The following is an 8527-nucleotide window of genomic DNA, read 5'->3' on the forward strand; positions in this document are numbered from 1 at the left end:
ACCCCTCCCCTAGCCCCCTCCCGCAAGGGGGAGGGGGAGGATGAAGGTGGCAAGGGCGGGCCCCTAAACCGGATCCTCCAGGCTGAACTGGCCGCTTTCGCCGTCATAGGCGAAGAGCTCGGCGTAGCGGCCCCAGGAGATGGCGGCGCGCAACGTCTCCTCCGCCCGGTCCTCGGACATGAAATCCTCCAGCTCCTCGCTGAAGCGCAGCCGCGGCGCGCGGTGGCTCGGCCGTTCGTCCAGCACCCGCCGGACCAGCGCCGCGATCGGCACATGCGCCAAGAGATGCGCCGCGAACAGCCGCTTGCGGTGGTCGACATCGGACTCGGCGAACAGCCGCCCATGCTCGGTCAGGTGGATGTCGCCATCGGCCATGTCGGCGAAGCGCAGCAGCTGCAGCGTCTCGGCGATCGGGAACAGCTCGTCCGCCTCCATCTGCAGCGTCGCCGCCAGGTCCGGCAGGTCGGCCCGGCCGTTATAGGGCGGCGCGGCCAGCGCCTCCATCAGGCCGGACATCAGGTTGGTCGAGACATGCGGCAGCTCCATGCCGATCCCCGTGCCCGGGAACCCGCCCACCACCTTGGGTCCGGCCTTCTCCGCCGGCCCGCGATTGGTCATGCGGGCATAGATGTCGTCGACCATCCGCCGGAACTCCGGGTCCAGGCGGTTGCGCGGATGCGGCAGGTCGATCCGGATCTCCGCCGCCACCCGGCCGGGGTTGGAGGAGAAGATCAGGACGCGGTCGCACATCAGGATCGCCTCCTCGATGTTGTGCGTCACCATCAGGATCGACTTGATCGGCAGCCGGCCTTCCATCCACAGGTCGATCAGGTCGGTGCGCAGCGTCTCCGCCGTCAGCACGTCCAGCGCCGAGAACGGCTCGTCCATCAGCATCAGCCGCGGATGCACGACCAGGGCACGGGCGAAGCCGACGCGCTGGCGCATGCCGCCCGACAGCTCCTTCGGATAGGCGCTCTCGAACCCGTCCAGGCCGATCAGGTCGATCGCCTCCAGCGCCCGGCGCCGCCGCTCGGTGGCCGGGATGCCCTGGGCCTCCAGCCCGATCTCGACATTCTGCAGCACGGTCAGCCAGGGGAACAGGGCGAAGCTCTGGAACACCATCGACAGGCCTTCGGACGGGCCGTCGACCGGCCGGCCGCACCAGCTGACCTTGCCGGCGCTGGGCGGCACGAGGCCGGCGATGATCCGCAGCAGCGAGGACTTGCCCGAGCCGGAACGGCCGAGCAGCCCGACGATCTCGCCCTCGCGGATGGTCAGCGAGACGTCGTCCAGCACCAAGAGGTCGGCGCTGTCGCCCTTGTGATAGGCCTGGCGGACGCCGGCGATGTCGATCAGCACCGGGTTGTCGTTGGCGACCGGGGTGGTTGGGGCATGGGCAATGGTCTGGTACATGGTCGTGGCCCTCAGTCGAGGCGCAGCCGGCGGGCGGCGTAGGTGAAGAGCGGCCGCCACAGCAGCCGGTTGAACAGGGTGACGAAGACCGACATCACGGCGATGCCGAGCACGATGCGCGGATAGTCTCCGGCGCTGGTGGCCTGGGCGATGTAGGCGCCGAGGCCATGGGCGGTCAGAGTGGTGTCGCCCCAGCTCGCCACCTCGGCGACGATGCTGGCGTTCCACGACCCGCCCGAGGCGGTGATCGCCCCGGTGACGTAGTAAGGGAAGATCCCGGGCAGGATCACCTTGCGCCACCAGTTCCAGCCGCCGATGCGGAAGCTGGCCGCGGCCTCCTTCAGGTCGGTCGGGAAGGCGCTGCCGCCGGCGATGACGTTGAACAGGATGTACCACTGGGTGCCCAGCACCATCAGCGGCGCCAGCCAGATGTCGGGGTCGAGGCCCAGCCGGACGATCGCCACCACCGCGAAGGGGAAGGCGATGTTGGCCGGGAAGGCGGCCAGGAACTGGGCCAGCGGCTGCACCCGCTCGGCAACGCGGGGGCGCAGGCCGACCCAGACGCCGACCGGCACCCAGACCAGCGTGGCCAGCGCGATCAGCACCACGACGCGGATCAGGGTGAAGCTGCCCAGCAGCAGCACCTCGCCGGCATCGCCCCAGCTCAGCTCCGTCGCCACGAAGCCGACGATCTGCCACAGCGCATAGGCGATAGCCGCCAGCAGCAGGGCGATGAAGCCCCAATCGGCCGCGCGGCTGGACCAGATCCGGGCGACCACGCTGTCGCGCGCGGTACCGGCCGGGATGAAGGCGAAGCGCCGGCGCGACACGGTGCGCACCAGGACGCCGACCGGCGACAGCGCCAGCTGGAACAGCCGGGTACGCTGCACCAGGGTCAGCAGCCAGGAGCGGGGGACGCTGGTGCCGGCCGACTGCTCGAACCGGAACTTCTCGGCCCAGGCCACCAGCGGCCGGAACAGCAGCTGGTCGTAGGCCAGGATCACCGCCCCCATCACCAGCACGGCCCAGCCGACGGCGGCCAGGTCGCGCTGATCAATCGCCCGGGCGACATAGGAGCCGACGCCCGGCAGGGTGATGGTGGTGTCGCCGACCGAGATCGCCTCCGACGCCACCACGAAGAACCAGCCGCCCGACATCGACATCATGGTGTTCCACACCAGGCCGGGCATGGCGAAGGGCACCTCCAGCCGCCAGAAGCGCTGCCAGGAGGACAGGCGGAAGCTGCGGCTGGCCTCGTCCAGGTCTCGCGGCACGGTCTTCAGCGACTGGTAGAAGCTGAAGGTCATGTTCCAGGCCTGGGAGGTGAAGATGGCGAACACCGCGGCGCATTCGACCCCCAGCACCTGGCCCGGGAACAGGGCCATGAAGCCGACCACGGTGAAGGACAGGAAGCCCAGCACCGGCACCGACTGCAGGATGTCCAGGAGCGGGATCAGCACCATCTCCGCCCGCTGGCTCTTGGCTGCGGCGGTGGCGTAGACGAAGGTGAAGACCAGCGAGGCGACGATCGCCGCCAGCATGCGCATGGTGGTGCGAAGCGCGTAGTCGGGCAGCGCCAGCGGGTCGAGCGAGATCGGCGTCTGCTCGAGGCCGGCCAGCGGCGCCAGGGTGGCGCGGCCGCCATGGGCGACCAGCACGATGGCGCCGAAGACGAGGGAAAACGCCACCAGGTCCCAGAGATTGGGCAGGCTGCGCGGACGCTCCGCCGTGAGGGCGGGGGTGTGAAAGGCCATGATGTCCGTCCGGAAGGCAGGCAGTCACGATCGCCGCGCGTCATCGTGGACGCGCGGTGCGGAACGGCCGGCGAGGCGCCGGCGTCAGCCGAGCCTTCGGTCGTCGCCCTCCAAGGTGGCGCGCCGATAGGACGGACGATGGTTAAAGGTCAGGTGCTTCATGGTTCACCTCGCACCGGCGCGGCCTGGCCGCGCGACGAGGGGAACCGGACCCCGAAGGTCAGGCTCGCAGCGTCGGCGCCGGCAAGGTCGCGCTAGGTCGACTGGGCGTGCTCATCGGAGCGGTGGGTCCTTGGTTGCGTCGGGCGCTTGTCCCGACAGGGCCGATATCGCGCCGCGAGACGAAGCGGTCAAGCCGTAATCCGGGCCTGTACGATTTGTAAGGAAGAGATCATGCGCGGCCGGGGGTCTCGGCCTCCAGCCGCTTCAGGAAGCGCAGCAGCGCCGCCTCGCCGCGGCGGCCGTCCGGGTCGTCGCCCGGCGGCCAGCGCAGGGTCGTGGCCAGCTCGCCGTCGAGGAAGGCGGCGACCACGCCGGGATGGACATAGCAGGCCCGGCACACGGCCGGCGTGTTGCCCAACTGGACCGCCACCTGCTCGATGCAGCGCACCACGGCGGCCTTGGTCGGCGACGCCTCCGGCTCGCCCTGCGTCGCCAGGATCTCCGCGGCCAGCAGCGTGCCGGCCCAGGTGCGGAAATCCTTGGCGGTGAAGTCCTGGCCGGAGATCCCGCGCAGATACTCGTTGACCTCCTCCGACCCGACCGCATGGCGTTCGCCTTCGTCGTCGACATACTGGAACAGCCGGTGCCCGGGCAGGTCCTGGCAGGAGCGGACGATGCGGGCGATACGCGGGTCGCGGAAGGCGGTGCGGTGCAGCCGGCCGCTCTTGCCCTTGAACTCGAAGCGCACGGCGCCACCCTCGACATCGACATGGCGCTTGCGCAGGGTGGTCAGGCCGAAGCTCTTGTTCTCCCGGGCGTATTCGTCGTTGCCGATGCGGATCAGCGTCGCCTCCAGCAGGCGCACGATGGCGGCCAGCACCTTCTCCCGGGTCAGGCCGCGCTGCGCCAGGCCGGCCTCGACCCGCTTGCGGATGCGGGGCAGGGCGCGGCCGAAGGCCAGCATGCGGTTGTACTTGGTCTCCGCCCGCGCCGCCTTCCAGCGCGGATGGTAGCGGTACTGCTTGCGGCCGCGCTGGTCGCGCCCGCTGGCCTGCAGATGGCCGCGCGGGTCCGGGCAGATCCAGACATCGGTGTAGGCCGGCGGGATGGCCAGCTTGCGGATCCGGGCCAGCGTCTCCCGGTCGCGCACCGGGCTGCCATCCGGCAGGCGGTAGGCGAAACCCTTGCCAGAGCGGCGGCGCCGGATGCCGGGATCGGTGTCGGAGACGTAGCGCAGGCCGTTCGCGCGCGCCTCGTCGGGCGGGGAGGAGGCGGGCGCTGCGGTCGTCTCGGTCATGCGGGGGCGGCGGTCCTGCTCGGGGAACAGCGCTTGGACCAACGGCGTCGTCGCCGCTATGGTTCCGGTCCCGACCGCAACCGCGCCGCCGCCCGTGACCAACCCGATCCGTATCCTCGTCGATGCCGATGCCTGCCCGGTGAAGGCCGAGATCTACCGTGTCGCCGAGCGCTATGGCGTGTCCGTCTTCGTGGTGACCAATGGCGGGGTGCTGGTGCCGCGCGATCCCCGCATCCAGCTGGTAATCGTCAGCGACGGCTTCGACGCGGCCGATGACTGGATCGCCGAGCGCGCCGGCCCGGCGGACATCGTGGTCACCGCCGACATCCCGCTGGCCGACCGCTGCCTGAAGGCCGGCGCCACGGTGATCGGCCCGACCGGCCGGCCCTTCACCAGGGATTCGATCGGCATGGCCCTGGCCAGCCGGGCGCTGATGGCCGACCTCCGCGCCATGGGCACGGTCAGCGGCGGCAACAAGCCGATGTCGGGGAAGGACAAATCCGCCTTCCTGTCGGCGCTCGACGCCGCTGTGGTCCGGCTGCGGCGCGCCCCGCCGCCTCGGCCGGCCTGAGGCTCAGGACCCGGGGTCAGGGATCGTCCCGGCGGTCGGGCACGTGGCCGATCGCCGCCAGGCGCGTCTCTTCCAGCATCTCCAGCCGGCCGCGCTTCAGCCGTATCAGCCCCTCGCGCTGCAACTGCTGCAGCATGCGGTTGACATGGACGATGGACAGACCCAGCGCGTCGCCGACATGGCGCTGGGTGAGCGGGAAGGGGAGGACCGACCGGGAGACCAGCCCGGCCTGAGCGCCGCGCCGGAACAGCGTGGCCAGCAGGAACGCCACCTTGCCCAGGCCGCTGTCCTGGCCGATCGCCAGCAGATGGTCCTCCAGGTCCCGCTTCTCGCGCGCCGCCAGCAGGCCGATGGCGTAGCCCAGCTCGGGCGTCCGCCGGATCGCCTCGCGCAGCGGGCCGGGGCGGATCTCGATCAGCGACACGTCGGTGACGGCGTGCAACGCGCTGATCGAGGCGCCGAGGAACTGGGAGTGCAGGCCGGCGACATCGCCCGGCAGCAGGAACCGCACGATCTGCCGTGCCCCGCCCGGCAGCACCCGGTGGCGGGCGGCCCAGCCGGCCGTGACCTGGACGACCGGCGGATCCGGCCGGTCCTGCGGCCAGATCTCCTGTCCCGCCTTGACGGTCGTCTGCCGGAGTTCGACAGCCGAGAGCTGCAGCAGTGAGATCAGATTCGGTGGGGGCCCGGACGAATCCGGATCCTGCGACCCCAGATGCTTCTCCAACGAATGCCCCGTTGCGGCTGCGGTCCCGGATATCGCCAGCCGGCGCAGAGCCTCCGCCGCGAATTCCCGATTCGAATGCGTCACAATACCGTCATCGGTTCCGGCGCCGCATTGTTTCGGATTCTCCCAATGTGATGGCAGATATGCTGTTGAAGCCGCTATTCGCCACAACTATAAGAGGGCGGCAGTGGTTCTCAGAAACAGATCTTCGAAAATTAACTTAGGATAATTTTAGAGTCGGCTGATCGGCCCGGGTGGTGACTGGATTTCGACAGTGCCGGCATTGTTCGATGAAGAAATGAAAAAGCAATCCGGGGCTGGTGCCGCCGGATCGCTCCACATGCGGATCGTGACACCGCTGCCGCCTCAGGCGAACTGCCCGTGCGGCGAGACGATCCTGTCCCGCGGCACTCCGGCTTGCACCAGCCCCTCGCCGATCTGGCGCTCGGACGGGAAGCTGGAGATCACGACCTTGCGGCCGCTGCGCAGCACCTCCTCGGGCGCGATCACGGCATGGCGGCCGACCGTGTGGCCGTGCTTCTGCGTGTCGCGGTCGGTGATCGCCAGGATCCGCGCATGGCTCTCCAGCGAGGTCCGCTCCAGCATGGTCGAGGTGTGCAGCCCAGCGCCCCAGACATAGACCTCCTCGCCCGGCCGGATGCCGGCCTTCAGCCGCGCCTCCACCGCGCCCCAGCGCCGCGTCTCGACATCGCCGTAGGCGCGGCAGAAGGCGCGGTTCTTGTCGAAGCCGCCGACCAGCGGCCGGTCGGGCTGCGGCGCCTGCTTGCGGGCCAGGACGGTGATGACGGGGTAGGGGTAGTGGTCGACCGTGACCGGCGCCTGCAGGATGCCGAAGCCGGTGCGGGCCAGCAGGTTGTCCAGCGACGTCTCGTCGAAGTAGTTGACGTGCTCCATCATGAACAGGCCGGGCGGGTTGACCTCCGGCGCGGCCAGGCACGGCACCTCGAGCAGCAGCAGCCCGCCCTCCGCCAGGGCGGCGTGCACGCGGCGCAGCGTCGCCGCCGGGTCGTAGATGTGCTCCAGCACATGCGAGAAGGTGATCAGGTCCTGGCCGCCGCGATGCGGCAGCGTCTCCTCGTCGCCGCCCAGGTCGACCGCGATGCCGTTGCGCTCGCGCGCCTGCTCGCAGGCTTTGGGCGACAGGTCGCAGCCGGCCACCGCCCAGCCCAGCTTGCGGAAATGCCAGAGCATCGAGCCGCTGGAGGCGCCGACATCGTACATCCGGCCCGGCGCCACGCCCTCGGCCTGGACCATGGCCAGCATCCGCCGGGCGGTGTCGATCAGCGGCGGCTCGCCGCTGCCGAAGGCGGTGTAGTTGGAGAAGGTGGTGTACTGGCGCAGCATGGTCTCGGGCGAGACCGCCGGGTCCTGCAGGGTCAGGCCGCAGTTGGAGCAGCAGCGCAGGGCATAGGTGACATGGCCGAGGCCACAGACATCCATCGCCGTCTCGAACACCGTCTCGCCCTCGGTCGAGCCGCAGACAAAGCAGGCGCGGCGGATCGTCGAATTCTGCATCAAAAAGCTCCCCGGAAACCCCCGGCGCCCGGCCCCGGACGCGATGAACAAGGCGGCAGGATAGGCGGCGCATGCCGGCCTTGTCACGCGTGGCGCGGCCGCGAAAGGGGAATGGAGGGAAGGAAATGGTGCCGGATGCAGGGGTCGAACCCGCGACCTTCGGTTTACAAAACCGCTGCTCTACCGACTGAGCTAATCCGGCGCCGGACCATTCCCTATCGACTCCGTCCGCGGCTGTCCAGCGATTGAACGGCCGGCTCGACCGTTACGGCCCGCGGTCGCCCCGGTCCGTCGCGATTGGACCTTTCCACAGATGGCGGCTCGGCCCAATGATGGACCCAGTCGTGCTTGCGAGCCTTTCGATGCGCAACTTCGTTTCGACTCCGCGCGGTCCCTGGGACGACCCGGCCGGTCCGGCCGCCAACGACAACATCCAGGATGGGCCGGTGCCGAAGCCCTGGCCCGCGGTCAGAGCCCTGCCGGCGGTCGCGCTCCGCCTGATGCTGGTGCTCGAGGATGCCTGGGAAAAGGCCCGCCAGCGCCGCGACCTGGCAGGCCTGTCCGAGCTTGATCTGAAGGATCTTGGCTGGACCCGGTCCGACGCGGCGGCGGAGCTGGCGAAGCCGTTCTGGCGCTAGCGGCCCGGCCGGACAGGCCGGGCCGCCGGGAGCCGGCTAGATCAGCAGCAGGTCCGACAGCGCCAGCGCCGTCACGCCGGTCAGGGTGACGACCAGCCCGGCCTCCTGCTCCGTCCCCGTGCCGTCGGCGTCGAACCACAGCCGGCCGGTGTCGGTCTCGAACAGGAATTGCGGACCGGCGGTCGTGGCCTGCGGGTCGGCGCCGGTCACCACCGACGGCTGGTATCCCGCCGCCAGCCCAAAGCCGGCCCGGTCGATCACGATCAGGTCGGTGCCGCGGACGAAGTCGGTGATCTGGTCGCCCGAGGCGGTGGCCTCGTCGCCGAAGACGAAGCGGTCGCGGCCGGCGCCGCCGGTCAGCAGGTCGCCGCCCGCGCCGCCTTCCAGCGTGTCGTCGCCGCCGCGCCCGTCCAGCGTGTCGTCCGCGCC

The 8527-nt window shown here is 70.2% G+C and carries 8 protein-coding genes and 1 tRNA gene; 2 read left to right on the top strand and 7 right to left on the bottom strand.

From position 1 onward, the window contains the following. Window positions 1–63: 63 nt before the first annotated feature. From P409_RS19085 to P409_RS19095, 3 genes are all read right to left on the bottom strand, one after another. A complete protein-coding gene (locus P409_RS19085) occupies window positions 64–1413 on the bottom strand; it encodes an ABC transporter ATP-binding protein (protein WP_052120939.1) in 1350 nt (449 codons plus the stop codon). 11 nt (window positions 1414–1424) lie between these two features. Next, window positions 1425–3167, bottom strand: a complete 1743-nt coding sequence (locus P409_RS19090; protein ID WP_034841543.1) for an ABC transporter permease — start codon at window positions 3165–3167, stop codon at window positions 1425–1427. Between the two features lie 391 nt (window positions 3168–3558). Next, window positions 3559–4626: a DNA topoisomerase IB gene (locus P409_RS19095; RefSeq protein ID WP_034841547.1), complete on the bottom strand. Its 1068-nt coding sequence runs from the start codon at window positions 4624–4626 to the stop codon at window positions 3559–3561. 106 nt (window positions 4627–4732) lie between these two features. Between P409_RS19095 and P409_RS19100 the strand changes: the two genes are divergently transcribed. Continuing rightward, window positions 4733–5197 carry a YaiI/YqxD family protein gene (locus P409_RS19100; RefSeq protein WP_430515646.1) on the top strand — a complete coding sequence of 155 codons (465 nt, stop codon included), beginning with the start codon at window positions 4733–4735 and terminating at the stop codon, window positions 5195–5197. 16 nt (window positions 5198–5213) lie between these two features. Here the strand turns inward: P409_RS19100 and P409_RS19105 are convergent, their stop codons facing one another. From P409_RS19105 to P409_RS19115, 3 genes are all read right to left on the bottom strand, one after another. Beyond that, window positions 5214–5924: a Crp/Fnr family transcriptional regulator gene (locus P409_RS19105; protein ID WP_052120944.1), complete on the bottom strand. Its 711-nt coding sequence runs from the start codon at window positions 5922–5924 to the stop codon at window positions 5214–5216. 366 nt (window positions 5925–6290) lie between these two features. Continuing rightward, on the bottom strand, window positions 6291–7460 hold the full coding sequence (locus P409_RS19110; RefSeq protein ID WP_034841551.1) for a class I SAM-dependent methyltransferase: 1170 nt from the start codon (window positions 7458–7460) through the stop codon (window positions 6291–6293). Window positions 7461–7586: 126 nt separating this feature from the next. After that, window positions 7587–7662: transfer RNA gene (locus tag P409_RS19115), tRNA-Thr, on the bottom strand. A 160-nt stretch (window positions 7663–7822) separates the two neighbouring features. On the opposite strand from P409_RS19115, the gene P409_RS40390 reads away from it, so the two are divergent. Continuing rightward, the gene (locus P409_RS40390) at window positions 7823–8098 is read left to right on the top strand and encodes a DUF1127 domain-containing protein (RefSeq protein ID WP_034841555.1); all 276 of its coding nucleotides are present in this window, start codon (window positions 7823–7825) and stop codon (window positions 8096–8098) included. 36 nt (window positions 8099–8134) lie between these two features. On the opposite strand, the gene P409_RS38990 is transcribed toward P409_RS40390, so the two are convergent. Then, the coding region (locus P409_RS38990) for a M10 family metallopeptidase C-terminal domain-containing protein (protein WP_034841558.1) at window positions 8135–8527 on the bottom strand (393 nt) is incomplete at its 5' end.

Origin of the sequence: Inquilinus limosus MP06 (assembly GCF_000767795.1) — a bacterium.
GTDB lineage: Bacteria > Pseudomonadota > Alphaproteobacteria > DSM-16000 > Inquilinaceae > Inquilinus > Inquilinus limosus_E.